This is a genomic window from Pandoraea soli (assembly GCF_902459595.1).
GTDB classification, from domain to species: Bacteria; Pseudomonadota; Gammaproteobacteria; order Burkholderiales; family Burkholderiaceae; genus Pandoraea; species Pandoraea cepalis.
Window position 1 is genome coordinate 19,948 of the sequence record NZ_CABPSG010000008.1, and the last position, 25,237, is coordinate 45,184.

24 protein-coding genes, 1 tRNA gene and 1 pseudogene are annotated in these 25,237 nt (G+C 62.8%); 17 read left to right on the forward strand and 9 right to left on the reverse strand.

All coding sequences use genetic code 11. The features are described 5' to 3' along the window. Positions 1–50 precede the first annotated feature (50 nt). The 3 genes from lptF to PSO31014_RS14990 are packed head-to-tail and all read left to right on the forward strand — an operon-like array spanning position 51 to position 2,708. Positions 51–1,178, forward strand: a complete 1,128-nt coding sequence (lptF, locus tag PSO31014_RS14980; RefSeq protein ID WP_150552331.1) for an LPS export ABC transporter permease LptF — start codon at positions 51–53, stop codon at positions 1,176–1,178. Then, a complete protein-coding gene (gene lptG / locus PSO31014_RS14985; RefSeq protein WP_150552332.1) occupies positions 1,178–2,317 on the forward strand; it encodes an LPS export ABC transporter permease LptG in 1,140 nt (379 codons plus the stop codon). The genes lptF and lptG overlap by 1 nt, the downstream gene beginning before the upstream one ends. A gap of 10 nt (positions 2,318–2,327) precedes the next feature. After that, positions 2,328–2,708 (forward strand): sirohydrochlorin chelatase, encoded by a 381-nt coding sequence (locus tag PSO31014_RS14990; protein WP_150552333.1) that lies wholly within the window; start codon positions 2,328–2,330, stop codon positions 2,706–2,708. 131 nt (positions 2,709–2,839) lie between these two features. On the opposite strand, the gene cobA is transcribed toward PSO31014_RS14990, so the two are convergent. From cobA to PSO31014_RS15015, 5 genes are all read right to left on the reverse strand, one after another. Then, positions 2,840–3,628, reverse strand: coding sequence for a uroporphyrinogen-III C-methyltransferase (cobA, locus tag PSO31014_RS14995; protein WP_150552334.1), 789 nt, complete (start codon positions 3,626–3,628; stop codon positions 2,840–2,842). A gap of 85 nt (positions 3,629–3,713) precedes the next feature. Continuing rightward, a complete protein-coding gene (locus PSO31014_RS15000) occupies positions 3,714–5,015 on the reverse strand; it encodes a sulfate adenylyltransferase subunit 1 (RefSeq protein WP_150552335.1) in 1,302 nt (433 codons plus the stop codon). A 99-nt stretch (positions 5,016–5,114) separates the two neighbouring features. Next, positions 5,115–6,062 carry a sulfate adenylyltransferase subunit CysD gene (cysD, locus tag PSO31014_RS15005; RefSeq protein ID WP_150552336.1) on the reverse strand — a complete coding sequence of 316 codons (948 nt, stop codon included), beginning with the start codon at positions 6,060–6,062 and terminating at the stop codon, positions 5,115–5,117. A 129-nt stretch (positions 6,063–6,191) separates the two neighbouring features. Next, positions 6,192–6,908 (reverse strand): phosphoadenylyl-sulfate reductase, encoded by a 717-nt coding sequence (locus PSO31014_RS15010; protein ID WP_150552485.1) that lies wholly within the window; start codon positions 6,906–6,908, stop codon positions 6,192–6,194. Between the two features lie 103 nt (positions 6,909–7,011). Continuing rightward, positions 7,012–7,788, reverse strand: coding sequence for a sulfite exporter TauE/SafE family protein (locus PSO31014_RS15015; protein ID WP_130025170.1), 777 nt, complete (start codon positions 7,786–7,788; stop codon positions 7,012–7,014). A gap of 132 nt (positions 7,789–7,920) precedes the next feature. On the opposite strand from PSO31014_RS15015, the gene PSO31014_RS15020 reads away from it, so the two are divergent. From PSO31014_RS15020 to PSO31014_RS15050, 7 genes are all read left to right on the forward strand, one after another. Further along, entirely contained in the window at positions 7,921–8,862 is a 942-nt protein-coding gene (locus tag PSO31014_RS15020) for a CysB family HTH-type transcriptional regulator (protein ID WP_150552337.1), read from the forward strand. Positions 8,863–9,015: 153 nt separating this feature from the next. Then, positions 9,016–10,185: an ABC transporter substrate-binding protein gene (locus tag PSO31014_RS15025; protein WP_150552338.1), complete on the forward strand. Its 1,170-nt coding sequence runs from the start codon at positions 9,016–9,018 to the stop codon at positions 10,183–10,185. 7 nt (positions 10,186–10,192) lie between these two features. Further along, on the forward strand, positions 10,193–11,077 hold the full coding sequence (locus PSO31014_RS15030; RefSeq protein ID WP_150552339.1) for an NAD(P)-dependent oxidoreductase: 885 nt from the start codon (positions 10,193–10,195) through the stop codon (positions 11,075–11,077). Between the two features lie 120 nt (positions 11,078–11,197). After that, positions 11,198–11,282 (forward strand) — tRNA-Leu (locus PSO31014_RS15035). 658 nt (positions 11,283–11,940) lie between these two features. Next, complete coding sequence (locus PSO31014_RS15040) at positions 11,941–12,255, forward strand: hypothetical protein (protein ID WP_150552340.1); 315 nt, start codon at positions 11,941–11,943, stop codon at positions 12,253–12,255. Between the two features lie 238 nt (positions 12,256–12,493). After that, positions 12,494–12,691 carry a type II toxin-antitoxin system VapB family antitoxin gene (locus tag PSO31014_RS15045; RefSeq protein ID WP_150552341.1) on the forward strand — a complete coding sequence of 66 codons (198 nt, stop codon included), beginning with the start codon at positions 12,494–12,496 and terminating at the stop codon, positions 12,689–12,691. Next, the gene (locus PSO31014_RS15050) at positions 12,688–13,059 is read left to right on the forward strand and encodes a type II toxin-antitoxin system VapC family toxin (protein WP_150552342.1); all 372 of its coding nucleotides are present in this window, start codon (positions 12,688–12,690) and stop codon (positions 13,057–13,059) included. Before PSO31014_RS15045 ends, PSO31014_RS15050 begins: the two co-directional genes overlap by 4 nt. 119 nt (positions 13,060–13,178) lie before the next feature. Here the strand turns inward: PSO31014_RS15050 and PSO31014_RS15055 are convergent, their stop codons facing one another. Further along, complete coding sequence (locus PSO31014_RS15055) at positions 13,179–14,141, reverse strand: 2-hydroxyacid dehydrogenase (RefSeq protein WP_150552343.1); 963 nt, start codon at positions 14,139–14,141, stop codon at positions 13,179–13,181. A gap of 276 nt (positions 14,142–14,417) precedes the next feature. Between PSO31014_RS15055 and PSO31014_RS15060 the strand changes: the two genes are divergently transcribed. The 7 genes from PSO31014_RS15060 (at position 14,418) to PSO31014_RS15090 (ending at position 22,150) form a co-directional block, all read left to right on the forward strand. Beyond that, complete coding sequence (locus PSO31014_RS15060; RefSeq protein WP_150552344.1) at positions 14,418–15,176, forward strand: SDR family oxidoreductase; 759 nt, start codon at positions 14,418–14,420, stop codon at positions 15,174–15,176. Between the two features lie 60 nt (positions 15,177–15,236). After that, positions 15,237–16,559 (forward strand): MFS transporter, encoded by a 1,323-nt coding sequence (locus PSO31014_RS15065; protein WP_150552345.1) that lies wholly within the window; start codon positions 15,237–15,239, stop codon positions 16,557–16,559. 26 nt (positions 16,560–16,585) lie between these two features. After that, the gene (locus tag PSO31014_RS15070; protein ID WP_150552486.1) at positions 16,586–16,978 is read left to right on the forward strand and encodes a VOC family protein; all 393 of its coding nucleotides are present in this window, start codon (positions 16,586–16,588) and stop codon (positions 16,976–16,978) included. A 100-nt stretch (positions 16,979–17,078) separates the two neighbouring features. After that, entirely contained in the window at positions 17,079–18,323 is a 1,245-nt protein-coding gene (locus PSO31014_RS15075) for a citrate synthase (RefSeq protein WP_150552346.1), read from the forward strand. 188 nt (positions 18,324–18,511) lie between these two features. Then, positions 18,512–20,686 (forward strand): TonB-dependent siderophore receptor, encoded by a 2,175-nt coding sequence (locus PSO31014_RS15080; protein ID WP_150552347.1) that lies wholly within the window; start codon positions 18,512–18,514, stop codon positions 20,684–20,686. 171 nt (positions 20,687–20,857) lie between these two features. After that, a complete protein-coding gene (locus tag PSO31014_RS15085; RefSeq protein WP_150552348.1) occupies positions 20,858–21,178 on the forward strand; it encodes a hypothetical protein in 321 nt (106 codons plus the stop codon). Between the two features lie 108 nt (positions 21,179–21,286). Continuing rightward, positions 21,287–22,150 (forward strand): NmrA family NAD(P)-binding protein, encoded by an 864-nt coding sequence (locus tag PSO31014_RS15090; RefSeq protein ID WP_150552349.1) that lies wholly within the window; start codon positions 21,287–21,289, stop codon positions 22,148–22,150. 47 nt (positions 22,151–22,197) lie between these two features. On the opposite strand, the gene PSO31014_RS15095 is transcribed toward PSO31014_RS15090, so the two are convergent. The 3 genes and pseudogenes from PSO31014_RS15095 to PSO31014_RS22960 all read right to left on the reverse strand — a co-directional run. Beyond that, positions 22,198–23,067: an alpha/beta fold hydrolase gene (locus PSO31014_RS15095; protein WP_150552350.1), complete on the reverse strand. Its 870-nt coding sequence runs from the start codon at positions 23,065–23,067 to the stop codon at positions 22,198–22,200. 22 nt (positions 23,068–23,089) lie between these two features. Then, positions 23,090–24,271 carry a tetratricopeptide repeat protein gene (locus PSO31014_RS22955; RefSeq protein ID WP_425494881.1) on the reverse strand — a complete coding sequence of 394 codons (1,182 nt, stop codon included), beginning with the start codon at positions 24,269–24,271 and terminating at the stop codon, positions 23,090–23,092. A 255-nt stretch (positions 24,272–24,526) separates the two neighbouring features. Next, positions 24,527–25,219, reverse strand: a pseudogene (locus tag PSO31014_RS22960) (tetratricopeptide repeat protein); the annotation flags it as partial. Between the last annotated feature and the right edge of the window lie 18 nt (positions 25,220–25,237).

Below are 25,237 nucleotides of genomic sequence, written 5' to 3' on the forward strand. Positions count from 1 at the left end.
CGCTTTTTTCCCCGCTCGCCCAACCGCGAGAGCACCCCAATCGCCATCACATGATTTTTCAGCGTTCCCTGCAGCGCGAGCTGAACTACACCGCCGGGGCCGTCTTCATGGTGCTGATCACCGTCATGCTCACCACGATGATGATCCGCATCCTGGGCTTCGCCGCGTCCGGGAAAGCCGACCCGCGCGACGTTCTCGTGCTCATCGGCCTGGCCGTGATCGGCTACCTGGCCATCATTCTGATCGTGACGCTGTTCGTCTCGATCCTGTTCGTGCTCACCCGTTGGTACCGCGACTCCGAAATGGTCGTGTGGTTCGCCTCGGGCCTGTCGATCACCCACTTCATCAAGCCGGTGCTGCGCTTTGCCACGCCCTATCTGGCCGTGATCACGTTCTGCGCGCTCGTGGCCTGGCCGTGGGCGAACCTGCAGATCGCCGCCCTCGAAGCCCGCTTCGCCCAGCGCGACGACGTCTCGATGATCGCACCGGGCCAGTTCCGCGAAAGCGCCGCCAGTCACCGGGTGTTCTTCGTCGAGACTGTCTCGCCGGACGCGACCAAGGTGCACAACGTTTTCGTCTCGGGCACCGAGAACGGCAAGGTCAGCGTGATCGTCTCGAAACAGGGGCATATCGAAACGGCCAAGGACGGCAATCGCTACATCGTGCTGGAGAAGGGCCGCCGCTACGATGGGGTGCCCGGCCAGCCCGATTACCGTGTGATGGAGTTCGAACGCTATGGCGTGAAGATCGACAACCCGGCAGCCGCGCCAACCGACAACGCCCCGACCAAGGGCGTGCCGACCCTGCGCCTGTTCCGTGAGATCCAGAATCCGATCTTCCGCGGCGAGATCGTCTGGCGTATCGGCCTGCCGCTGCTGGCGCTCGCGCTCGTGCTGCTCGCCGTGCCGCTGGCGTATCAGAACCCCCGCCACGGCCGGGCCGTCAACCTGATCATGGCCGTGCTCATTTACCTCGCGTACACCAACCTGCTGAGCCTCTCGCAGGCGTGGGTGGCGCAGGAGCGCATGCCGCTCGCCATCGGCGTGTGGTTGTTGCACGCGCTCGCCATGGTCGTCATCGTGCTGCTATACCTGCGCCGCGTGCGCTTCCGTGGGCTGTTCGGCCGCCGTCGCCTCGGCGGATCCGGCGGGATGTCTGCATCGGGAGGGACCCGCTGATGCGCATCTATGAGAAATACTTTGCTCGCCAGATCTACCTGACGTTCCTGTTCGTTCTGCTCGCGTTCGTCGGCCTGTTCGTCTTTTTCGACCTGGTGAGCGAACTGGGCGACGTCGGCCGTGGGGGATACCGTTTCCAACATGCCCTCGCCTACGTGCTGCTGTTCGCGCCGCAGCGCATGTACGAAATCATTCCGGTCGCCTCGCTCATTGCCGCCATCTATGTCTGCGCGCAACTGGCGGGGAACTCGGAATTCACGATCTTCCGCGTCTCCGGGCTCTCGACCGGCCAGGCACTGCGCACGTTGGTGAAAATCGGTTTCCCGATCGTGCTGATCACCTTCGTCATCGGCGAGTATGTCGCGCCGAATGCCGAACAGCTCGCGCAGAAGATTCGTCTCGAAGCGCTGGGCAGTTCGGTCTCGGCCGGGTTCCGCTCCGGCGTCTGGGTCAAGGACACCGTCGATCAGGACGGCTCGCGCCTGACTCGCTTCATCAACGTCGGCACGCTCAATCCCGACAACACCATCGCAGACGTTCGCATCTACGAATTCGACGACAAGTTGCGTCTCGACAGCGTGCGACTGGCCAAATTGGGGCAGTTCGAATCGCCAAACTTCTGGAAGCTGACGGACGTGTCCGAAACGGTCTTCAGCGCGACGGACGATACCTCGGCCGGCACCGATCCGCTGCGCGCCCTGGTGCAGAGCAAGCAGGTGCATATCGACACGGTGCAGATGCGCTCGGAACTCACACCGCAGATCCTGTCCGTATTGATGGTCTCGCCCGACAACATGGCCATCGGCAGTCTTTACAGCTACATCGGCCATCTGAAGGAAAACCAGCAGAACACCGATCGCTACAATCTCGCGCTCTGGCAGAAGCTGCTGTACCCGTTGGCCGTCTTTGTGATGATGGCGCTGGCGCTGCCGTTCGCTTACTTGCACGCGCGCGCCGGGGCCATCGGCCTGAAGGTGTTCGGCGGGATCATGCTCGGCATGAGCTTCCAGTTGCTCAACAACCTGTTCTCGCACCTGGGCCTGCTCAACACCTGGCCTGCGTGGTTCACTGCCGCGTTACCGTCATTGCTCTATCTGGTGCTCGCCATCGCGGCGTTGCGCTGGGTCGATAAACACTGAGCCGACGATCATGTCCAGCAAACCCGGCATCGTCCTGTTCGCCCATGGATCCCGCGACCCACGCTGGGCCGAGCCTTTCGAGCGGCTGCGCGACAAGCTGAGCGCCCGGCGTCCCGACGCCGACGTTCGGTTGGCCTTCCTGGAACTGATGGCACCGAACCTCGGTGACGCCGTGGCGACCATGGCGTCGCAGGGAACGTTCGATATCACGTTGGTGCCGGTCTTCCTGGGCCAGGGCGGCCACGTGAGGCGCGATCTGCCGGCGCTCGCCGACGCTTGCCGCGCCGCCCACCCCGGCCTCGAATTGCGCGTGAGCGCCGCCATCGGCGAGGACGACACGGTGCTCGACGCCCTCGCCGACTATTGCGGCAGGATGATGGACGGCGACTGAGGGAAATCGCCTCATCGCGGCAGTGCATCGACAGAATGAGAAAACGGCGTCACAGGGTGAACTGTGACGCCGTTTTACGTAAGCCGTGACCGGCACGAACGTCGCTGACCGACGCCTGGAAGTGATCGTCGTCAGGCCGCCATCGCCGCCTGTGTCGCCCACTCGTGCAACGACGCGGCATCAGCGTGTGCGAACGCCTCGCCGATGAGCAGGACGCTCGGCTGCGACGCGTCGAACCACGACGCCGCCAACCCTTGGCGAACGTCGTCCAGCGTCAGGCGCACCCGTCGCTCGCGCGATGTCGTTGCGGCCTCCACGATCGCCACGGGTGTCGCCGCCGGCTTGCCTGCCGCAATCAATTCCACCGCAATGCGCTGGGCGCTGTCGCGTCCCATGTAATAGACGAGCGAATCGGCCGACGCCTGCGCCGCGATCTCGGCCGACTCGGGCGCACGGCTTTGCGTGGCGAAGGCCACACTGCGGGACACGCCGCGCAACGTCAATGAACGCCCAAGCGCTGCGGCACTGGCCAGTGCCGCCGTAATGCCGGGCACCACTTCCACCGCAATACCTGCCGCCTCCAGCGCGCGCAACTCCTCGTCGGCACGACCGAACAGCATCGGATCGCCGCCCTTCAAGCGCACGACCAGCGCGTGGGTACGCGCGTGGTCGATCAACTGCTTGTTGATGAAGTGCTGCGCACTCGACTGCTTCCCGCAGCGCTTACCGACAGCAATGCGCCTGGCCTGCGGACACAGCGCGAGCATCTCGGGCTCGACGAGCGCGTCGTGCAGCACCACGTCGGCCTGGGCCAACAGTCGCGCGCCGCGCACCGTGATCAGATCGGCCGCGCCGGGGCCCGCCCCGACGAGATAGACCTTGCCCGGCGCCGTACCGGTTTGCGAAGAAGTCACCGTCATGATGTCGCCATGGTTCGTGAGGGTTTGGCGCCGGCCCCCTCCGAGGGGCCGTGCGCCGGGTAACGCAATATGCAATACGCAATACTTACGCCGCGAGGCTGCGGATCATGCCCGCCGCCACCGTGTGGTGCGTGGCTTCGTCGATCAGCACAAACGCGCCCGTGGCCGGGTTCGCATCATACGTGTCGGCGGCCACCGGCTTCTGCAAGCTCAACTGCACACGGCCGATGTCGTTCATGGCGAGCGTCGCCTTATCCGTGCCGTGCAAGAGCGTGCTGACGTCGAGCACCGTGTCCACGCTGCCAACCTTCACATACACCGTGGTGGTCGCCTGCTTGAGCAGGTACTTGCGCTGCGGCGCGAGGGCATCCTCGTCGAACCAGCAGACGTCGGCCGCCAGTTTGCGCGACGGCTCCAGCGTCGATGCGCCCGCCACAAACGTGTCGCCGCGCGACACATCCACGTCTTCGGTCAGACGAATCGTCACGCACTGCCCGGCAAACGCTTCCTCGAGCAAGCCGCGTGGCCCGATGATCTCGGCGACGCTCGCCGTGCGGCCCGCCGGCAGCACGCGCAGCGCCTGACCGACACGCACCGAACCCGATTCCACGCGTCCCATGTAGCCGCGGAAGTCATCCGCATGAGCGCCGTCCTGACGCGCCACCAGTTGCACCGGGAAGCGCAGTTCGCCGCCCGACTGCGCGACCGGCAGCGATTCGAGGATGTCGAGCAACGGTTCGTCCTGATACCACGGCATGCGCTCGCTCGCGTACACGATGTTGTCGCCCTTGAGCGCGGAGACGGGCACGAAGCGAACGTCCTCCAGCCCCAGGCGCTGCGCCAGATCCAGATAGGCGGCGCGAATGGCGTTGAACGCTGTCTCGCTGTAGTCGATCAGATCCATCTTGTTGATGGCGACAATGACGTGCTGCAGGCCCAGCAGTTTGACGATGGCACTGTGACGCTTGGTCTGCGCGAGCAACTCCGTGTGGCCGTCGACTTCGGTCACGCGCGTGGCATCGACCAGAATGATCGCGGCGTGCGCCGTCGATGCACCCGTGACCATGTTGCGCGTGTACTGCTCGTGGCCCGGCGTGTCGGCGATGATGAACTTGCGGCGCGCGGTCGTGAAGTAGCGATAGGCGACGTCGATGGTAATGCCCTGCTCGCGCTCGGCTTCGAGGCCGTCGGTGAGCAGCGAGAAATCGATGTCTTCGCCGGCGGTACGCTTGTGCTTGGCGCGTGCGATGGCGGAAAGCTGGTCGGTCAGGACCGACTTGCTGTCATACAGCAGACGGCCGATCAACGTGCTTTTGCCGTCGTCGACGCTGCCTGCCGTGATGAAACGCAGCACGCCGAGGTCTTCCAGATGCGGGGTGAGGCTCATGATGTCTTGACTCGATTGCGTGGCCCCTGGCGCGGCGAATCTGCGCGCCCGGCGGGCCGATGTGTCTGTACTTAGGGCGGATGGCGGCGGTTCGGCGCCTTAGAAATAGCCCTGCTTCTTGCGCTGTTCCATCGCGGCTTCCGATGCCTGATCGTCCATGCGGGTGGCACCGCGCTCGGTGATGTCGGTCACGGCCGTCTCGGCAATGATCTCCACCGGGCTGGCGGCAACGCTGGCAACCGGGCACGTGCAACTGATGTCTCCGACGGTACGGAAGCGCACCGACGCCAGTTCGCTCGACTCGTCGTCCTGCTTCGGCGTGAGCGGCGTGACCGGCACGAGCAACCCGTTGCGACGCACGATTTCGCGCTCATGGGCGTAGTAGATCGACGGCAGGTCGAGGTTCTCGCGGGCGATGTATTGCCACACGTCCAGTTCGGTCCAGTTCGAGATCGGGAACACGCGCAGGTGTTCGCCTTTGTGCAGACGCGCGTTGAACAGATGCCACAGCTCCGGACGCTGCGCCTTCGGATCCCACTGACCGAATTCGTCGCGGAACGAGAAGATGCGCTCTTTTGCGCGGGCCTTCTCTTCGTCGCGGCGCGCACCGCCGATCATGGCGTCGTAGCCGTGTTCGGCGACGGTTTCGAGCAGCGTCACGGCCTGCGCCGCGTTGCGCGAATCGTTCTCGCGACGCAGTCGGACCGTACCGCGCTCGATCGAATCTTCCACGTGACCCACGACCAGCTCGGCGCCGAGCGCCTTGGCGTGACGGTCGCGGAACTCGATCACTTCCGGATAGTTGTGACCGGTGTCGATATGGACGAGCGGGAACGGCAGCACCGTCTTGCGGTTCGGGCCAAGGCCGAAGGCCTTGAGCGCCAGATGCAGCACCACGACCGAATCCTTGCCGCCCGAGAACAGCAGCGCGGGTTTGCGGCACTCCGCCACGACCTCGCGCAGGATGTACATCGATTCGGCTTCGAGCCAGTCCAGATGATCCATACGCGAGCCGTTGGCTTGCGCGACTTCGTGCATCGCACCCATAGTGTTCCCTTCCTTGATGATTCCGAAATTTCCGTGATTCGATTCGTCGCGATGTGCCGCCGCTTGGGGCCGTCACATCGTCATATGTCTTGCTGGCTCGCCTGATCCGCCTGCGCCGTGCCCGCTGCCTCAGCGCGACTGCACGGACACCGGGATCTGGCTCAGGTTGCTCGCATGCAACCCGCATTCCTTGCTGTCGCGCGACTCCCACCACCAGCGCCCGGCGCGGCTGTCTTCCCCCGGGCGGATGGCACGCGTACACGGCTCGCAGCCGATGCTCGGGTAGCCGCGCGCATGCAGTGGGTTGACCGGCACGTCACGTGCCGTCAGATAGGCCCACACCTGCGCTTCAGTCCAGTCGAAAATCGGGTTGTACTTGGCGATGCCGCGCGCGTCGTCGTGCTCGGCGAACGCCAGCTCCTCGCGCGTGACCGACTGCTCGCGTCGCTGGCCGGTGAGCCAGGCGTCGGCGTCGGCCAACGCGCGGCCGAGCGGCTCGACCTTGCGAACCTGGCAGCACGCCTTGCGCAGGTCCACGCTTTCATAGAATGCATTCGCGCCGTGCTCGGCCACGTACGTCTCGACGGCATCGGCCTGCGGCGCGTACTGCGCGACGTCGTAGCCATAGCGCGATTTGATCTGATCGAGCATGCCCAGCGTCTCGGCATGCAAACGCCCGGTATTGAGCGTGAATACGGTGATCGGCAGTTGCTGGCGCAGAATCACGTGCGTAATGAGCATGTCTTCAGCGGCCAGACTGCTGGCAAACTTCACGTTGCGATGCGAACCCGCGATGCGGGCGAGGCGCTCGGCCAGCACGGCTTCCATCTCGTCGAGCAGCGCCATGTCATGATGCTCGGCATCGGCCCCGTTCGACGGTGCATTGGCTTGCGTGGGTTCCCAGCGGGATTCGTTTCGCATGTCGCGAACTCCTTGTTGTCTGTGGGGGTCAGCCGACCAGCTTCACTGCCGCGAGCGTGAGCGTTGCCGCCAGCGCCCCGCGCACCACGCGCTCGGGCAGATGACGGGTGAGCTTCGCACCCAGCCAGATCCCGGGCAGCGAGCCGATCAACAGACTGCCGAGCAGTGCCCAGTGCACCGTCCCGAGCCAAATATGACCCAGCGCCGCGATGGCCGTCAGCGGCACCGCGTACGCGATATCGGTTCCGGCGACTTCGGCCGGTTCCAACTGCGGGTACAGCATCAGAATCAGCGTCGCGCCAACGGCACCGGCGCCAATCGAGGAAATCGTGACGAGCACGCCGATCACGGCGCCCACCAGCACGGTGGCCACGACCTGCTTGCGGCCCGTCAACTGCCAGTTCGGGTGGGTGCGCAGCGCCGCCAGCAGCTTGGCGCGGAACAGCAGGGAGAGCACCGTGAGCAGCACCGAGGCCGCGATCGTCAGCTTGATGACATGCAGCGCCGCGTCGTCGATGCCGCCCAGGCGCTTCAGGACAACGATCGTCACCAGCGCCGCCGGCAAGGCGCCAAGCGTGAGCCTGCGCACGATGTGCCATTTCACGTGGCCGTGCGAGCGATGCGCAACCGTGCCGAAGCTCTTGGTCACCGCCGCAAACGCCAGATCGGTGCCGACCGCGACCGGCGCCGCGTAGCCAAGCAGCAGCGTCAGCAGAGGCGTCATCAGCGAGCCCCCGCCGACGCCGGTCAGACCGACCAGCAGGCCGACGCCAAATCCGGAGAGGGGTTCGAGCCACAGCGACATGTATGACGTTCCTGTTGGTGCTTAATGCCTGGCGGGAATAACGTTATCGAAACAGTGGCACCCACTGTAATGAAAACGCTATATACTTCAAACGAATTAAAAATTGTTTGTATATTTTCGAAAGTTATACAAATGAACCTGCATCAGTTCCGCTTCGTGCGCGAAGCCGTTCGCCAGAATTTCAACCTGACCGCAGCCGCCAAGGCGCTGTTTACCTCCCAGCCGGGGGTTTCGAAGGCCATCATCGAGCTGGAAGAAGAGCTTGGCGTGGACATCTTTGCCCGGCATGGCAAGCGCATCCGTAATCTGACCGAGCCCGGGCGCATCATTTTCGAGTCCGTCGAGCGAATCCTGCTGGAGGTGGAGAGCCTCAAGCGGATCGGCAAGGACTACGCCGCGCAGGATCAGGGCAGTCTGGCGATCGCCACGACGCATACTCAGGCGCGATATTCGCTGCCACACGCGGTGGCCGAGTTCAAGAAGCGGTATCCGAAGGTGCGGCTCTCGATCTTGCAGGGGAGCCCGACGCAGATCGCAGAAATGGTGCTGCACGATCAAGCGGATCTGGCCATCGCGACCGAAGCGATTGCCGGCTATAAGGATCTGGTGTCGCTGCCTTGCTATCAATGGCAGCATGTGGCTGTGGTGCCGCCGGATCACCCGCTGCTGCAACTCCCGTCCGTCGGCATCGAGGATCTGGCGAAATATCCGCTGATTACTTATGACCCCCAATTCGCCGGCCGCGCCAAGATCGATCACGCCTTCGCGCTGCGTCACGTCCAGCCGGACATCGTGCTCGAGGCGATCGACGCCGATGTCATCAAGACCTATGTCGAATTGGGGCTTGGCGTGGGGATTCTGGCCGGGGTGGCATTTGACCCGGAACGCGACCGCAATCTCCGGGCGCTCCAGGTGGGACACCTGTTCGGTACGAATGTGACGCGCGTCGCCCTCAAACAGGGCGCCTATCTGCGCGGTTACGTGTTCACGATGGTCGAATTGCTGTCACCACTCCTGACGCGCAAGCTCGTCGAGCAAGCCTTGCGCGGCGAACACGAGACTTACGAGCTTTAAGCGCGTCGGGCGCTTTGGGGAAACCGTGCGCCGACGCCCAGTCGGCGGGCGAGCCGCGTCCCGCATTGCGGGGCGGGCCTGGCACTATTTTTCTTCGCTGGCCGAACGCAAGCGGTGCGGTATGCTTACGCGATTCGATCAACAGGAGACCCCATGCGCTCACCTCTTCGCGGCATCCGACTGTCGGGCGTGCTGCTTGCCCTGACCCTTGCCGGTGTTGTGACGGCGGCTCGCGCCGATATCACCGTCGGCATCGATCTGTCGTCGACCGGACCGGCGGCCGCCATCGGTATTGCCAGCAAGAATGCCATGCAGCTTTGGCCCGACCATATTGGCGGGCAGAAGGCGCACTACCTCTTTCTTGACGACGGCACCGACCCCGGTACGGCCGTGAAGAACGCGCGCAAATTCATCAGTGAGAACAAGGTCGACGTCATCGTCGGCCCGAACATTACGCCGAGCGCGCTGGCCATGCTCGACCCGATTTCGGAGGCCGAGACGCCGATGATCACCCTGATCGGTTCGGCCGTCGCCGTGGAGCCGCAGGATGCCAAGCGCCGGTGGGCCTTCAAGATGGCCGCGAACGATTCGGCGATGGCCGACGTGATGACGCGCTACATGGCCAACCACGGGATCAAGACGGTGGGCTTTATCGGCTTTGCCGATGCCTACGGCGAGAGCTGGTGGAAAGAGTTCTCGAAGTTTGCCGAACTTCGCAAGATCAAGGTTGTGGCGCAGGAGCGTTTCAACCGCACGGACACGAGTGTCACGGGCCAGATCCTGAAGCTGATGGCGGCCAAGCCTGACGCTGTCCTGGTCGCCGGTTCGGGCACGCCCGCCGCATTGCCGCAGCGTACGCTGCAGGAGCGCGGGTATGCCGGGAAGATCTACCAGACGCACGGCATCGCCACGTACGACTTTGTTCGCGTGGGGGGCAAGGACGTGGAAGGCACGCTATTCCCGACACAACCGGGTGTGGTTGCCAAGACGTTGCCGGCCGGGCATCCGGCGCGCGCGGCGGCGTTGGCATTCACCAAGCAGTACGAGGCCAAATACGGCCCCGATACGGTCACGCAGTTCGCCGCCGACGCCTATGGCGTGTGGGATCTGCTCAACGATGCCGTGCCGCGCGCCGTGAAGGTGGCGGCACCGGGCACGCCGGCATTCCGTGCGGCGCTGCGCGATGCGCTCGAATCCACGCACAATCTCGCCATTCCGAACGGCATCATGAATCTCAGCCCGAAGGACCACGTGGGGCTCGATCAGCGTGCCAGCGTGATGGGGCAGATCAAGAACGGCAAGTTCGTCTACGTCTCGAATTGATGCCGGCATGACGACATACACCATCGCGTTTATCGGGCTGGGCGCCATGGGCGGCCAGATGGTTCGTCATTTGATGGCCGCGGGGCATCGGTTGCACCTCTACGCGCGCCGGCCTGAGGCTGCGGCTCCGTTCGTCGCGCAGGGCGCAAAAGTGTTCGCAACGCCCGCGCAGGCCGCCGCCGATGCGGACTTCGTCGTTACCAACGTCACGACAACACAGGACGTGGAGGCGGTGCTGCTCGGGGCGGAGGGCGTGGTGCATGGAGCGCGGGCGGGCACGATCTGCGTGGATCACAGCACGATTTCGGCGGAGGCGACGCGGCGCATGGCCGCGCGCCTGGCGCTTCACGAGATTGCGCTCGTGGACGCGCCCGTGTCTGGCGGGCCATCACGCGCGGCCGACGCTTCGCTGTCGATCATGGCCGGCGCGTCGAATGACGTCTTCGAGAAGGTCAAGCCACTGTTGTCCGTGTTGGGCACGACGATCACGCATGTGGGCGACGTGGGGGCGGGTCAGGTGGCGAAGGCGTGCAATCAGATCGTGCAGGTGATCAATATCCAGGGCATTGCGGAGGCGATGCTGTTCGCGGCGCGCAACGGCGTGGATCAGGACAAGGTCATCGAAGCGATTTCGCAGGGGCTGGCGGGCAGTCGAATGCTCGACATGATGGGGCCGAAGATGGCCCATCGCGACTTTGCGGCGGGCATTGAAGCGCGTTTGCACGACAAGGATTTCGCGATGATCCTGGACGCCGTGGCCGACGCAGGGCTCTCGCTGCCGGCCCTGTCACTGGTGAAAGCCCAGCTGACGGCGCTGATGGAGCGCGGTTGGGGACATGACGACACGTCGTCGCTGCTGCGCGTGCTCGAGAGTCAACAGCAAGTTCATTGAACGCCGACGGGGCGGGCTTGTGGCCGCGAAAAATTTCGGTCATAATCTCGCCTTCGTCCGGTGAGCCGTTAGGTTCGTTGAACGAGTCACGCTGCGACACCGCTCGGTGAACGCACACCTGCCCAGGTGGTGAAATTGGTAGACGCAGGGGACTCAAAATCCCCCGCCGCAAGGCGTGCCGGTTCGATTCCGGCCCTGGGCACCACAAGATCTATATCCCACAAGGCTTTCCCAGTTGTTTGGTGTAATTTTGGCGTAGGCCCGAGGCCGTTGCGTCTGCGACGAGTCAGTGCCTTTGCCCCCCGCGCGAACAGCATATACTTAGCCACAAGGCCGAGTATCAATCTCAAATTAAACCGCGGGTGCCTCTGCAAACGTCGGACACCGGTATCTCGGTTTAAGCTGATGGTTCTTCGCTTCTGAATTGGTCCGCCTCGCTCATGGGAACAGGCCACCATCACTCGGCACGAGCTAGAATGCTTCGACAACATTAAGCCGGAGTTGCTAGTGCCGGCCACAAAAGAATTGGCTGAGAAGTTCAATCTTCGGACATTTCGGCCAGACGGGGATTGGATCTATACATGGTCATCGATCAAAACCCGGGACAAGCCAATTTCGGCAGAACAGTACCTGAAATTCTCGGAAAATGATCTATCGGACGGCGAGTCAGAACGTCACTTGGTGAACGCCCTGACAAATGCAAAACGAGCATTGCATCTCCGCATGGAAGATGTGTGTCTCGGCTTCGGTTTTGCCAGTTTTGAGGGCCGACGCTCATTCCCGCGTATGACCGAGTTCATTTCAAACATAGGGGTTACGGCCCCCCCCGCATCCTTAATAGGTTGAATCAACTTCGAAACCAGGTGGAACATGAATATCTTGTTCCTAATCGATCAGAAGTTGAAACGTTTATCGACGTGAGCAGCTTATTCGTAGCTACAACACAACGATGGATAAATCGCCAGCCGAGCGATATCGAAATCCGCCAGGACGTGATCATAGACGGAGAAATCATCACTCTGAGAGCGATGACATTTGCCTGGGAGCGTGGTTTGGCCAATCTCCATTTCGACTCATCCACCAGTCACTCAAAATGGGAACGGGAAACCGTCGAATTTCAGTGCCCCTCCGAGGAGTTCTTTCTTTGCGCCAAACTCGCCCTTGAGAATGAATGGTGAAGTGGTGCCGAGCCTTGCGTTTCAGCAACTTCCGAATATCCCAGCCTATGCGCCGCCACTCAAAAAGTTTTGACCCACTGCGAAAACGTTCGTGACGTATAAGAGGCGAAACGAATTCCAGTTGAAAGTCTGTCGATGGCGGCTTGACGACATGCACGGCGACCCAACAACCCTGAGGCACGAATACAAACATCATTTGATGCTATAATTGTGCCACTCACATCAATAGAGGTGACGTATGCGCACTACTTTGGCGTTGGACGATGAGCTTCTCGCGAAAGCGCAAGCATTCACAGGCTTGCAGGAGAAGTCAGCCTTGATCCGTGAAGCGCTCAAGGCTTTGATAGAGCGCGAAAGCGCCCGCCGTTTGGCTCGTCTGGGTGGAACAGAGGCAGACCTCACCGATATCCCGCGCCGCCAAACGGAGCCCGCATGATTCTGGTCGACACCTCGGTTTGGATCGACCATCTAAGGGCCGGTGACGCCACACTTGTCCAGTTGCTCAACGCTGGGCGAGTGTTGGCCCATCCCGACGTGATTGGTGAACTTGCGCTTGGCAGCCTCAAGAATCGCGATGTCGTCATTTCAACGCTGCGCGATCTTCCATGCGTTACTGTGGCAACGGATGACGAGGTCTTGCGTTTCATCGGAGAGCAAACGCTTTTCGGGTTGGGCATCGGCTACGTTGATGCCCATCTACTTGCGGCAACACGCCTCACGGCTGGGGCTGCCATTTGGACGCGCGATAAGCGTCTCGGGGCGGCGGCCAAGCGGCTCTCACTGGCGGCGAAAATCCTTCACTAGAACGTCAAGCTGGCGGACCGTGGTTATGCCCGGTCCCCCATCAGTGATTGCCTGCCGCGCCACTGAGTAATCACACGTCGACGAAAACGCCTAAGGGTGTTTTGCACAACCGAATCCGGTCAGACCGGATTCAGCACCCGTCGCCCCTCAAGCACAGCCGCCACATTATCCAACGCGGTGAAACCCATCTGGTCGCGCGTCTCTTTCGTCGCGCTCGCCATGTGAGGCGTAAGAAATACGTTGTCCAGCGATGCGAAGCGGGCATCGACATTGGGCTCATTTCGATACACATCGAGACCCGCGCCGAAAAGGTGCCCCGACGTCAATGCGCCGTAAAGCGCATCTTCATCTACCAGATCGCCACGCGCCGCGTTCACAAATACGGCCCCCTTCGGCATAAGATCGAACTGCGCCTTCGTCATGAGAGGCGATCCGCCACCGGGAACATGCAGCGAAACCACCTGGCAATGCGGCAGCAGTTCCTCGAGGCTTGAATAGAACACCGCCCCGTTTTCCAGCGCCGGCGATGCCCGCTGGATGTCGGTGTAGGCCACCTTCATGCCAAACGCCTGCGCGCGCTTTGCGACCGCTCGCCCGATACGTCCGAAACCCACGATGCCAATCGTTTTTCCGTTGACGCGCGTGCCCAGCATGTCAGTCATGCCAAACGATTTCCCCCAACCGGCGCGCATGATTTTTTCGTATTCCGCCGCACGCCGACTCGCCGCCAGCACCAGCAACATTGCGAAGTCCGCCGTGCACTCGGTCAAGGCGTCGGGCGCGTTCGTCACGACAATGCCTCGCTCGCGGGCGAACGCCACGTTCATGTGATCAACGCCCGCGCTGGCATTGGCAATGATCTTTACCGTGGATGGCAACGCCGCGATGTGCGCTTCCTGCAAGCCGGACTTCTTCCCGACCAGAACGGCTGGCACCTCGCGTGCCTTGCAGAATTCCACCACCGCCCATGCGTCCATATCCGACTCGGTCACGTAGGCGTTGAATTCCGACACTGCGCGGCTCGCCACGGCTTGCGGCACTTTTCGCGCGATCAACAGTTGGGTGCGCGTGCTTTGCGACATGATCTTTTCTCCAAGTAGATGGTCGCACACAGACTACGAAACCCGTCAACCCAAGGTCAATGTTGATTGAATCAATCAACCCCAGAACTGCCCCAAACGTGCTTCCCCGATCGCATCCCACCACGGGACCGCCCCCGCACATCTGGCGTCTCAGGAAAACCCTGAGGAACCACCGAGTGGCTGCGCGTCCGGATGTTGATTGAAAGAATCAAGATTGCCCGGCGGTCTCGGCCGATGCCATTCTCGGCTCGTAACTCCACGAGAAAAGGTATTTTCATGTCGACTTCGAAGAAGTTCGCCGCCGTCACAGGTGCCGGTTCCGGCATCGGTCGAGCGGCCGCCATCGCCCTCGCCGCTTCCGGATTTACCGTCGCGCTGATCGGACGCCGGGATGCGCCCCTTCAGGAAACCAAAGCGGCCATCGATGATGCAGGCGGCGACGCGTATGTCGCGGCGGCCGATGTCGGCGATGAATGCTCCGTAGACGCGGCATTCGCGCAAATCCTTCGCGAATTCGGACGTCTGGACGTCCTCTTCAACAACGCCGGGCGCAACGCCGGTGCCGTGCCGCTGGACGAATACCAGCTCGACTTCTGGAACGACGTCGTCGCAACCAACCTGACGGGTGTGTTCCTGTGCGCGAGAGCCGCCTGGCGCATCATGAAAAATCAAACGCCGCAAGGCGGGCGAATTATCAACAACGGATCCATCTCGGCGCACTCCCCCCGCCCCAATACCATCGCCTACACGGCCACCAAGCACGCCGTGTCGGGCATCACAAAATCGTTGGCGTTAGACGGCCGCGCATACCGCATCGCCTGCAGCCAAATCGACATTGGCAACGCGGCAACGTCGCTCACCGAGCGGATGACACGTGGCGTCCTTCAGGCCGACGGCAGTATGGCCCCCGAAGCGCGAATCGACGTCTCTCATGTCGCGAACGCCGTAGCACATATCGCCAGCCTGCCGCTAGAAGCGAACGTTCTGAACATGACCATCATGGCCACCACCATGCCCTTCGTAGGCCGCGGATAACCCGGCAACTGCCTGCCCCACAAAAATAGCCACTGGCAGGCACCCAATCAGGAGACAACGATGAAATTTGCAGAGGAACAACACCTGTCGGCGCTCGACACCGCATCGCGCGATATCACGGCAAGACCGTCAAAGGTCAGATACGTCGTGCTGTCGATGTTGCTGGTCGCGACGATTCTTAACTACGTCGACCGATCCGCCCTCGGCATCGTCGCCCCAAGCCTTTCAAAAGATCTCGCGTTAAACAAGATGCAGATGGGGGAGTTGTTCGCCGCCTTCGGTCTCGCATACTCCATGGCCTTGCTGCCCAGCGGCATCCTTGCCGACGTGCTTGGCTCACGAATTGCCTATGCGCTGTCGCTCGTGGGATGGTCGCTCGCGACGGTGACGCAGGGCTTGGCCAACGGCTATCACATGCTGCTTGGGTCCCGGCTAACGATGGGCGCGCTCGAGGCGCCCGCGTTTCCGTCGAATGCTCGCGCGGTGACACTATGGTTTCCCACGCAGGAGCGCGGATTCGCGACCAGCGTCTACGTGATGGGACAGTACATCGGAACGCCCATTTTTACGGGCCTTCTGCTGTGGATATCGGCCACCGCGGGGTGGCGTTCCGTGTTCTTTGTGACCGGAGGTTTCGGGATTCTTTTCAGTGTGATCTGGTTCTGTGCATACCGGGATCCCTCGCGACATCGCTGGGTGAACAAGGCCGAACTCGAGTACATCAATGAAGCGCACACGCCGTCCGCACAGAAGCCACGGGAGAAGTTCAACTGGCGGATGGCACTCAAACTGCTCGGGTATCGCCAGATTCTGGCCATTTGCCTCGGCAAGTTCTGCAACAACACGATACTGGTCTTTTTCACCACCTGGTTCATGACGTATTTGGCCGAGGCGCGTCATATGTCGATGATCAAGGTCGGGATTTTTCAGGCACTCCCGTTCTTGGGCGCAACGCTTGGCATCCTCGTCGCGGGCTGTCTCTCGGACTTCTTTATTCGTCGTGGCGTCTCCCTCTCCGCCGCGCGCAAAGCACCGCTGGTCATTGGAACGCTGCTCGGCTCATCCATCGTCCTGGTGAATTTCGTGGAATCGAACGCGTGGGTCATCGCCATTCTGACCATCGCCTTCTTTGCGCAAGGTGTCGGGTCGATGTCCTGGGCCGCCGTGTCCGAGATTGCTCCCCGCCAGTACGTCGGCCTCACCAGCAGTATCACGAGCCTCGCCGCCAACATTGCTGCCGTGACGACGCCGCTGATGATCGGTTACGTCATACAACGCACGGGACAGTTTTACTGGGCACTGAATCTGATGGGCGCTATCTGCCTGCTCGGGACGTTTTCGTATTCCGTTCTCCTGGGCAAGCTCTCCAGAATCGAGCTTTGAACGCCCCCAACTATCGATCGAACGACATGATTGAATTTAAATGGGATCACCTTCAGCTATGTTCTGCAGACGCTGAAGCCACGGCAGCGTGGTTTGCCCTGTGCCTGAATGCGGAAGTCGTTCGACGTCCGGGGCGAGTGGATCTGCGCATCGGGTCCATCAATTTATTCATCACCCAACTGTCCGGCGCGCATACGACCGAAATCTCACGTGGCACGCGCACGCAAGGCATCGATCATTTCGGCGTGACCGTCGATGATCTCGATGCCGCCTTCAATCACCTCAAGGCCTGCGAAGCCGATATCGTCGAGCCGATCAAGCCGGTCCGTGCCGGCGTCCGGGCACTGTTTGTGAAGTCGCCGGGCGAGATCCTCATTGAAGTCCTTGAGCGCAAGCCCAGCGAGATGACTTTTACTTGAAGAGCCGTCAATATTGAGGCGCCCCCCTCGGGACTCACTCGAAACGAGTGAGTCCCGCTGCCCGTTTTGAGCGCCCTGCCCCATACCGAACGCCTATTCCATGCGAACCTGGATCACGTTGACCGAAGCGGCCCGACAGTTGGGCGTGCAAGCGCAGACGATCTACGCCTACGTCAGCCGAGGCAACATCGCCGTCATGCCGGACCCCGCCGACCCGCGCAAGAGCTTGTATCGTGCAGAGGACGTCGCGATCCTTTGCCGAAAGAAGCAGGTCGGCCGCAAACGCGCCGCCCTTGCCGCAGGCACGATATTCGGCGCCGAGCCTTGCATCCACAGCGCAATCACTACGTTTTCCAAAGGGCGCGCGTACTACCGCGGGCGCGATAGCATTCGCCTGTCACAGACATCGACGCTCGAAGACGTTGCCGCCATCCTGTGGAATGCACGATCGCCAATTGCCTTTGACATTGAAGGAACCCCGCTGCAGTGGGAAGAGCGCGGCAGACAGTGCGCTTTCATGTCCTTGGCCGCGCTTGCCGCGAACGGTCACTCGACACACGGCCGAACCGACCGGGCACTGCATACCGAGGCGGGCCACCTGGTCGCGCTCGTCTCCCATGCGTTTGGTGCGAAATGCAACGAGAAGGCGACGCTCACGCATGAACGACTGGCGCTTGGATGGGGGCAAGGAAGCGAGGGCACCGACCTCATTCGCAGAGCCCTGGTACTCGTTGCCGATCACGAGCTAACCAGTTCGGCCTTTGCCGCAAGAATCACGGCATCCACCGGCGCATCGCTGCCGGGATGCCTGCTCACCGGGCTGGCGGCCTTCTCAGGCCCGTTGCACGGCGACGCCTCAGGCCGTGTCCGTGCCGTGTTCGATGACGTAGAGCGAGTCGGGGCGGAAAGTGTGGTGGCCCATCACTTGCGGTCGGCCCTCCCGATCCCGGGATTCAGCCATCATCTCTATCCCGAAGGCGACCCGCGCGCTCAGGCTTTGCTGGAGCGCCTCGATCCCCCCGAAGAACTGGCGTCATTTATCGAGACTGTGACCCGTTTGACGGGGCTTCAACCGAACATCGATGTCGCGCTTGCCGTTCTGGCTTCTCAACTCAAGCTTCCGCGCGACGCCTCCTTCGCCCTATTCGCCACCGCCCGAAGTGTCGGCCTGCTTGCGCACAGCATGGAGCAGCTCAAGGTCGGAAAGGTGATCCGACCGCGCGGACGTTACACCGGCCCCGTGCTCGAGGATGTGGATTCGGTGCCCCCCAAAGACGACGGCAATGGCCTGCCTGACGCGGCGACCGTCGACCGAAATCGCGTATTCAAGACGATCATCCGCTAGCTGAGATCCCGCCGGTTCACCCTACCGTATCGGCGGACACAATCTCACACGCAAGGGGATGAGCCCGCCCCGCGCCGGCACTCGGGACATGGGCAATATTTCATCGCGCATTGATTACCGAGGACGACCCGTAGTAGCATACGCAACTTAATTAATAATAATTCTCATTTCTATTTTTATTACCATCGATGCGTCGCCTCCAGAATTACGCTGCACTGCCGCTGGTCTTCATCGCGGCGTCGCCGCTCGCCTTCGCGCAGGCCACGTCCACTGCCGTGGCGAGTTCGGCTGCCGCAGGCGCAACGAACGCCGACACCGCCACGCCCGACACCACGTCGATGAGTCCGTCTGGCACCGTTGCGCTGCCCGCAGTGTCTGTCAGTGCGAGCGGTGCGCCCCGCACCGCGTTCGACGCGCCCGCCGCCGCCCAGGTCACGAAGTCGTCGGTGCCTTTGAGCGAGACGCCGCAATCGATCAGCGTCGTCACGCGCGATTTGATGGACGCGCAACAGGTCCAGACGCTCAACGACGCGCTGCACGACGTGCCCGGGGTGATCTCGGGCACGTACGGCAGACGGGGCTGGGACGACTTCATCATTCGCGGCCAAACGGCGTCGGATTCCGTATATCTCGACGGCCTGCGCACGGCCATCAACAACCGCTTCGCCGAAGAAACCTTCGGTCTGCAACAGATCGAAGTGATCAAGGGACCGGCTACGTTGCTTTCCGGACTCGTGCTGCCGGGCGGCATGGTCAACATGGTCAGCAAGCGGCCAGAAGCCGACACGTTCGCCAACGTCGATGCGACCGTGGGCAGTCACGGCTTCTACCAGAGCACCATCGACATGGGCACGCCGCTCTCGGAGAACGGCAAGGCCGCCTTTCGCATCAATGCGCTCGCGACGAACAGCCATGACGCCACCGACTATGTTTGGTCGCGCAATCGTTATATCGCGCCGTCGTTATCGCTTGATCTCGGCCCGCGCACGGAATTCACGATCCTGACGAGCTATCAGGAACGCAATTATCTCCGCCAGCAAGGCCTGCCGTGGTCCGGCACGCTGCTCCCGAACAAGAACGGCAGCCTGTCGCGCAGTACCTTCACGGGCGAGCCCGGTGAGCGGCCCTACTCGGGGCACGAGGCACGTATCGGCTACCGCTTCGCCCACCATTTCGACTCGGGCTGGACCGTGAACCAGAATGCTCGCTGGCAACAGTTCGCGCTGGGCGGCCAGCTCGTCGCCAATGGAAAGGTCGCCTCGAACGGCTACACGCTGAACCGCACGGCCACCGATTCGCAATGGTCCGGCGACACGATCTCGCTGGACAATAACGCGCAGAAGACCTTTGACACCGCGTTCGGCCGCCACGAGATCACCGTCGGCATGGACTACATGCGCGGGCGCGAAGACGTCACCACCACCACGTGCTCGGTCGGCTCGATCAACATGTACGCCCCGGTCTACACGGGTGCGATCACGTGTCCTTCCACGCCACGAACGCGCGCGTACACCACGATCCGCGATCTGGGCGTCTACGCGCGCGATCAGATCGCGCTCGGCCAACGCTGGCGCTTGCTGGCGGGCATGCGCTACGACAGCGCGTCGAGCAACGTGCTCAACAAGCTGACCAACACCACGAGCGGCAACCCGTCGAACGCCACCACGGGCTCGCTTGCGCTGATGTACGAGCTGTTCCCCGGCGTGCGCCCCTATGTGAGCTACGCGACCTCGTTCTACCCGAACAGCGGCGCGGACGTGAGCGGCAACGCCTTCGATCCGGAAACCGGCAAGCAGTGGGAAGCGGGGGTGAAGTTCGACCTCCAGAAGGGCCACACGAGTGTGACGCTCGCGGCATTCGACCTGCGCCGCCGCAACGTGCTGGAGAGCGATCCGAACAACGACGGCTACAGCATTGCCGTGGGCGAAGAGCATTCGCGCGGCGTCGAATTCAGCTTCAACACCGCACCGACGAATCAGTTGAGCGTGACCGGCGGCTACGCCTACACGTCGGCCGTGATTGCCGACGACGGTGGCCAGGCACCGTCGACCAACGGCGTGCGCATCAACAACGTGCCACGGCACAGTTTCAACGTGTTCGCGCGCTACCAGTTGCCGGGCGAATTGCGTCGCTGGGAGATCAATGGGGGGGTGCGCGGCCAGAGCAACCTCTATGCGTATGGCTACACGATTCCGGGCTTCGTGGTCAGCGACGTGGGCGTTCGCTACACCGCACCGAGCTGGCACGCCGCGCTGAACCTGAAGAACATCTTCAACAGGCATTACTACACGGGCGGTCTGAGCAATGCCGTGGCACTTGGCGACGATCGCTCCGTGATGCTCACGCTGGGATACCGCTATTGAGGCTTGCGAAGCGCCAACCACCCCCACACGTCGATTTGGCAAATACGTCGAGGCTTTCGCATGGCGACGTCCCGAGCCGACAATTCGGACGTTGCTGAAACTCAAGTGACTTCACGGCTGGGATGATGGAAGCGTCCCCCATATCGGTGGGGCAACTTCTGGGAGCGACCTATGCGCGATCCGAACGATGAGAACGTGAAATCCCGAGGTGCAGGCACGAAGCGGCGATTCGAGACGAGCGAGACACCGGACATGCCCAAACCCCTGTCGAGAAAGGGCTATGTCGTCTGGTTCCACGACCATGGCGAATATCTGGGGCTCGCATGGAACGAGTCGGCGGAAGAGATTGAACGAGCCCATGTGGCAAATGCCGACCATGCGATCTACTTCGAGACGTTCGCGCAGGCGGCCGTCGCCAGCGACAAGTTCATCAGTCCCTGTCGGGTACTCCATTCCCCCGGCCCCGGAAAACGGCCCAAGCTCATGCGTTAGGATAACGTGACGGTCCGTCGCCGTTCTCGGGCCGTTACGCCTGCGATTTTGGCGCCGCCGGTTCCCGTGTTACGTTTACGGCAACGTTACTGCGTGTGAGGTGTGACCATGTACACCGTAATGGGCATCACGGGGCGAGTGGGCGGCGTGCTCGGGCACGACCTGCTCGCGGCAGGTCTGCCGTTGCGGGGCGTCGTCCCGGACACCGTCAATTCCAGTCGATGGGCCGCACTGGGCGGTGAAATGGCCGTCGCGGAAAACGGCGATGTCGACGCCCTCACCCAGGCGTTTCGCGGCAGCGAGGCCGTGTTCGTGATGCTCCCGCCGAACGCAGATCCCGAGCCAGACTTCTCGCATGCGCGGCACCTGATCGACGCGATTCGGCAAGCGCTGGCCGCCACGCGCCCGAAACGCGTGGTGTGCCTGTCGAGCATCGGCGCCGACTGCGAAACGCCCAGCCTGCTCACCGCACTGCACTTGTTCGAGACGGCGATGCTGTCGTTATCGCTGCCGGTGACGTTCCTGCGTCCGGCCTGGCTGATGGAGAACTTCGCGTGGGACATCGAGCCCGCTCGCGAACGCGGGGAGCTGCCGAGCTATTTGCAACCGGTGGATCGGGCGCTTCCGATGGTCTCGGCGAGCGACGTCGGCCATTTCGCGGCGCGCGCCATGCAGGCGCCGTTCAGCGACCATCCAATCTGGGAAATCGAAGGCCCCGAGCGTTACTCGCCTGACGACATCGCCGCCGCACTCGCCCGTGCGCTCGTTCGCGACGTCTGCGCCGAGGCGGTGCCCCGTGCCGGATGGGACCCGCTGTTTCGGGCGCAGGGCATGCGCAACCCGCTGCCACGTATCCAGATGCTCGACGGTTTCAACAACGGCGACTTCCGCTTCCGCGACGACGGCAAACACGCGCTGCGTGGCGGCGTCACACTCGTCGAGGCAATCGCCGCATTGGTGCGCGAAAGCTGACACCGGCGACAGGCGTCAGGCCATCCCCAACCGCTATCCCCAACCCGCTAGCGGTCTCTGCAAACCGGCACTTGTGCGAGCAGTTCACGCCAACGTTGCGCCCAGTCGCCATCGTGCGCGACGCCGCGCACCGTGACCGTCGTCACACAGGATCCCCCCGCAGCAGCCGCAAAGCGACGCGCGACGTCCGGCGGCACGATCGTATCCTGCGCGCCGCTGAAATGGATCTGCGCAATGCCTGCGATTCGCCGCGCCACGTCGATAGGATTAAGAGACGCCGGCATCGATGAGACGTGGTGCAGCCGATTGATGTATTCGGTGTCGAGATTGCCCGCGACCGTGTGCAGCGCGGCGACGTCGTGGCGGCGCGCCGCGATCAGCACGGCAATGGCGCCACCGCCTGAGTAGCCGACAAGCTCCACGGGCTGCCCAGGGGTACGGGCCACGAGTTGGTCGACCGCCGCGTTCATTGAATCGATCACTTCGGGAGCGAACCGCTTGCCGGTCCAATACGCGACGGCGCAGCGGGGATTGTCCTGCATCGGCGTAAATTGGCAGGGCCGCGCGAGATAGGCGACGTTGGCAGCGGCCCTCGCGGACGAATCTGCGGCGGCCAGCGCCAGCCCCGTTGCCGCGACCGGTGTGGGATCCAGCGATGGCTCACTGCGCGAGATCCAGGCCAATCCATCGCCCTCAATGTAGATGCGCAGAGGCTTGTCAGGGCGGGGAATGCGCGAGAACACGGTAAGGCGGAAATCGCCCGCCGTCAGCGCTTCCCGGTGCAGTCCCGCCGGTCCGGCCAACGCATCGGCATGCGCGTCGCGATCCAGGCTGGCACACCCGGACGCCAGCGATAGGGCAGCCAGTGCGGCAACGTAACACATCCCGCGCTGCCACCCTGCAAGCATGGCGTTCATGGCGCTCCGCCGCGCCCTTCGGTCAACTCGCGCCATCACGCCATTCCATCACGAAGTGCTTGAGTGTCTGCGCCAGGCGTTCGACCACGCGTTGCCAGTGCGCGCGGGCCTCCTGACGAAACAGACGCATCCCCGGATACCAGGGCGAGTCGTCGCGACCGAGCAGCCAGCGCCAGTCGGGAACAAACGGCAACAGCACCCACACCGGACGTCCCATCGCGCCGGCCAGATGAACGGGCGACGAATCGACCGACACCAACAAGTCCGCGAGATGCAAAATCGCCGCAGTGTCCTCGAAATCGCGGATCTCGTCGCTCAACGACACCATCGACATGCCGTCGGGGGGCGTGCTTGCCTGCGAGGCCGCCGGCCCCTTCTGAATCGAAAGGAACGTCGCACCACTCGCCCCCAACGGGCCGAGTTGCGCGAGCGACACGGACCGGTTGCCGTCGTTGACGTGTTCCGGGCGCCCCGCCCACACCACGGCTACCCACGGGCGCGGCACGCCGGCCAATCTTTCGCGCCAATGGGCGACGCGCTCGGGGTCGGCGCTCAGGTACGATACGTCGCCCGGCAGATCGGCGAGCGTCAAGCCCATCGCCATTGGCAGGCTCATCAGTTCGCAATGCTGATCGAACGTGACCGGCAACGTACCGCGAGCGACGATATCGTCATCGCCCCACATGCGCCGGGCGATCGGCAATGCCTCCGGATTGATCTCCAGGATCACGCGCGCCTGACTGCGCTCGCGCGCCCAGCGCGCCATGCGCAGGAACTGGAACGTGTCTCCGTAGCCCTGCTCGTCGTGGATGAGGAGCGTTTGACCGGGAATCGGTCGGCCATCCCAACGCGGGCGTTGCACCTTGCGCTCAATGGACTGCGTATGTTCGAGGCTGTAGCGGTAGCGATATTCGCGCCAACCACGCTCGAAGTCACCGAGCAGGAGCAACACCTCGGCGAGATCGAAACGGTTGGACAGATCGCCAGGCACCTGACGAGCAAGTCTGTCGAGTATGTCTCGTGCCTCGTGCACCTTGCCTTGCGCGCGCAAGACCATCGCAAGCAACCGCCACATCACCACGGGCGCGGTCTCGGCGCCCACGACCTCGCGCAGCATCGACTCAGCCCTTTCGTACGCATGCGCATGGACACACGCTACGATGGCGTCGTGAACGGCGGTCAAATCCGGCGGTATGACCGGCAACGGCGGCGCCGAGGGCGGGACACCGTCGACGAGTGCCGGGTGGTCGCGCGTTAGCCTCTGCGCCTCGACAAGCGCAAGCGCAGCCCGCGCATCGTGACTCTCTGGCTGGAGAGCGAGCGCATCACGCGCACAAGCGAGCGCGTCGTCCATCCGCCCCACCAGAGGCAGAATCCGGGCGCGCGTCACGAGCGTGGAAAAATGCTGCGGGGCAAACGCCGACATGATCTCAACGACCTGCCAACCCGCCGCCACGTCCCCACTGGAAACTTCAATGTCGGCAAGATTCCGGTAGGCGTCGACGAACGACGGATCCAGCTCAATGGCGCGGCGCGCCAGAGTGCGCGCTTCGGTAAAGCGCTGCTGTGCGCTCAGCAGCGACGCCAGATTGCTGTGCACGTCCGCGCGTAGCGGGTCGATTTCAAGGGCTCGCAGATAGTGCGTCTCGGCGGACGCCGGACGCCCCAGCAGGCGCGCGGTATTCCCGAGATTGTTTTGCGCGTCGGCCGACGCGGGCAACAGTTCGCTCACGCGGGTGAGGCATGCCATGCTCTGATCGAGCTGCCCGACCTCCTGCAACACTATCCCGAGGTTGTTCCACCCGGCAGCAAACGCCGGATCGATCTCGACGGACCGGCGCGCCGCCGCGAGCGCCTCTTCGAGCCGGCCCGCCTGCCGGCACATCTCGGCGAGATCGGACCAACTGGACGTCGGTGCACCGGGTGCCCGGCAGGTGGTGCGCAGATGGTCGATTGCCATGTCGCGCTTGCCATAGGCGTGGGCCATGAGGCCGAGCAGATAGTGCGCGTCCGGGTGCTCCGGCGACGCTTCCAACACGCGCCGACACAGGACTTCGGCCTGGGGCGCCTGTCCCGCCTGCCAATGCGAATGGGCCAACGCAATCGCCTGAGCGAAGGTCAGCATTCCGGGAGTCGAAGCAGCGGCAGACATCGAGAGGCGGTCGGGAGA

What these genes read in the sequence shown, in the direction of transcription:
- lptF (WP_150552331.1), top strand. Translation starts at nt 51, where the DNA reads ATGATTTTTCAGCGTTCCCTGCAGCGCGAGCTGAACTACACCGCCGGG.
- lptG (WP_150552332.1), top strand. Translation starts at nt 1,178, where the DNA reads ATGCGCATCTATGAGAAATACTTTGCTCGCCAGATCTACCTGACGTTC.
- PSO31014_RS14990 (WP_150552333.1), top strand. Translation starts at nt 2,328, where the DNA reads ATGTCCAGCAAACCCGGCATCGTCCTGTTCGCCCATGGATCCCGCGAC.
- cobA (WP_150552334.1), bottom strand. Translation starts at nt 3,628, where the DNA reads ATGACGGTGACTTCTTCGCAAACCGGTACGGCGCCGGGCAAGGTCTAT.
- PSO31014_RS15000 (WP_150552335.1), bottom strand. Translation starts at nt 5,015, where the DNA reads ATGAGCCTCACCCCGCATCTGGAAGACCTCGGCGTGCTGCGTTTCATC.
- cysD (WP_150552336.1), bottom strand. Translation starts at nt 6,062, where the DNA reads ATGGGTGCGATGCACGAAGTCGCGCAAGCCAACGGCTCGCGTATGGAT.
- PSO31014_RS15010 (WP_150552485.1), bottom strand. Translation starts at nt 6,908, where the DNA reads ATGGCGCTGCTCGACGAGATGGAAGCCGTGCTGGCCGAGCGCCTCGCC.
- PSO31014_RS15015 (WP_130025170.1), bottom strand. Translation starts at nt 7,788, where the DNA reads ATGTCGCTGTGGCTCGAACCCCTCTCCGGATTTGGCGTCGGCCTGCTG.
- PSO31014_RS15020 (WP_150552337.1), top strand. Translation starts at nt 7,921, where the DNA reads ATGAACCTGCATCAGTTCCGCTTCGTGCGCGAAGCCGTTCGCCAGAAT.
- PSO31014_RS15025 (WP_150552338.1), top strand. Translation starts at nt 9,016, where the DNA reads ATGCGCTCACCTCTTCGCGGCATCCGACTGTCGGGCGTGCTGCTTGCC.
- PSO31014_RS15030 (WP_150552339.1), top strand. Translation starts at nt 10,193, where the DNA reads ATGACGACATACACCATCGCGTTTATCGGGCTGGGCGCCATGGGCGGC.
- PSO31014_RS15045 (WP_150552341.1), top strand. Translation starts at nt 12,494, where the DNA reads ATGCGCACTACTTTGGCGTTGGACGATGAGCTTCTCGCGAAAGCGCAA.
- PSO31014_RS15050 (WP_150552342.1), top strand. Translation starts at nt 12,688, where the DNA reads ATGATTCTGGTCGACACCTCGGTTTGGATCGACCATCTAAGGGCCGGT.
- PSO31014_RS15055 (WP_150552343.1), bottom strand. Translation starts at nt 14,141, where the DNA reads ATGTCGCAAAGCACGCGCACCCAACTGTTGATCGCGCGAAAAGTGCCG.
- PSO31014_RS15060 (WP_150552344.1), top strand. Translation starts at nt 14,418, where the DNA reads ATGTCGACTTCGAAGAAGTTCGCCGCCGTCACAGGTGCCGGTTCCGGC.
- PSO31014_RS15065 (WP_150552345.1), top strand. Translation starts at nt 15,237, where the DNA reads ATGAAATTTGCAGAGGAACAACACCTGTCGGCGCTCGACACCGCATCG.
- PSO31014_RS15070 (WP_150552486.1), top strand. Translation starts at nt 16,586, where the DNA reads ATGATTGAATTTAAATGGGATCACCTTCAGCTATGTTCTGCAGACGCT.
- PSO31014_RS15075 (WP_150552346.1), top strand. Translation starts at nt 17,079, where the DNA reads ATGCGAACCTGGATCACGTTGACCGAAGCGGCCCGACAGTTGGGCGTG.
- PSO31014_RS15080 (WP_150552347.1), top strand. Translation starts at nt 18,512, where the DNA reads ATGCGTCGCCTCCAGAATTACGCTGCACTGCCGCTGGTCTTCATCGCG.
- PSO31014_RS15085 (WP_150552348.1), top strand. Translation starts at nt 20,858, where the DNA reads ATGCGCGATCCGAACGATGAGAACGTGAAATCCCGAGGTGCAGGCACG.
- PSO31014_RS15090 (WP_150552349.1), top strand. Translation starts at nt 21,287, where the DNA reads ATGTACACCGTAATGGGCATCACGGGGCGAGTGGGCGGCGTGCTCGGG.
- PSO31014_RS15095 (WP_150552350.1), bottom strand. Translation starts at nt 23,067, where the DNA reads ATGAACGCCATGCTTGCAGGGTGGCAGCGCGGGATGTGTTACGTTGCC.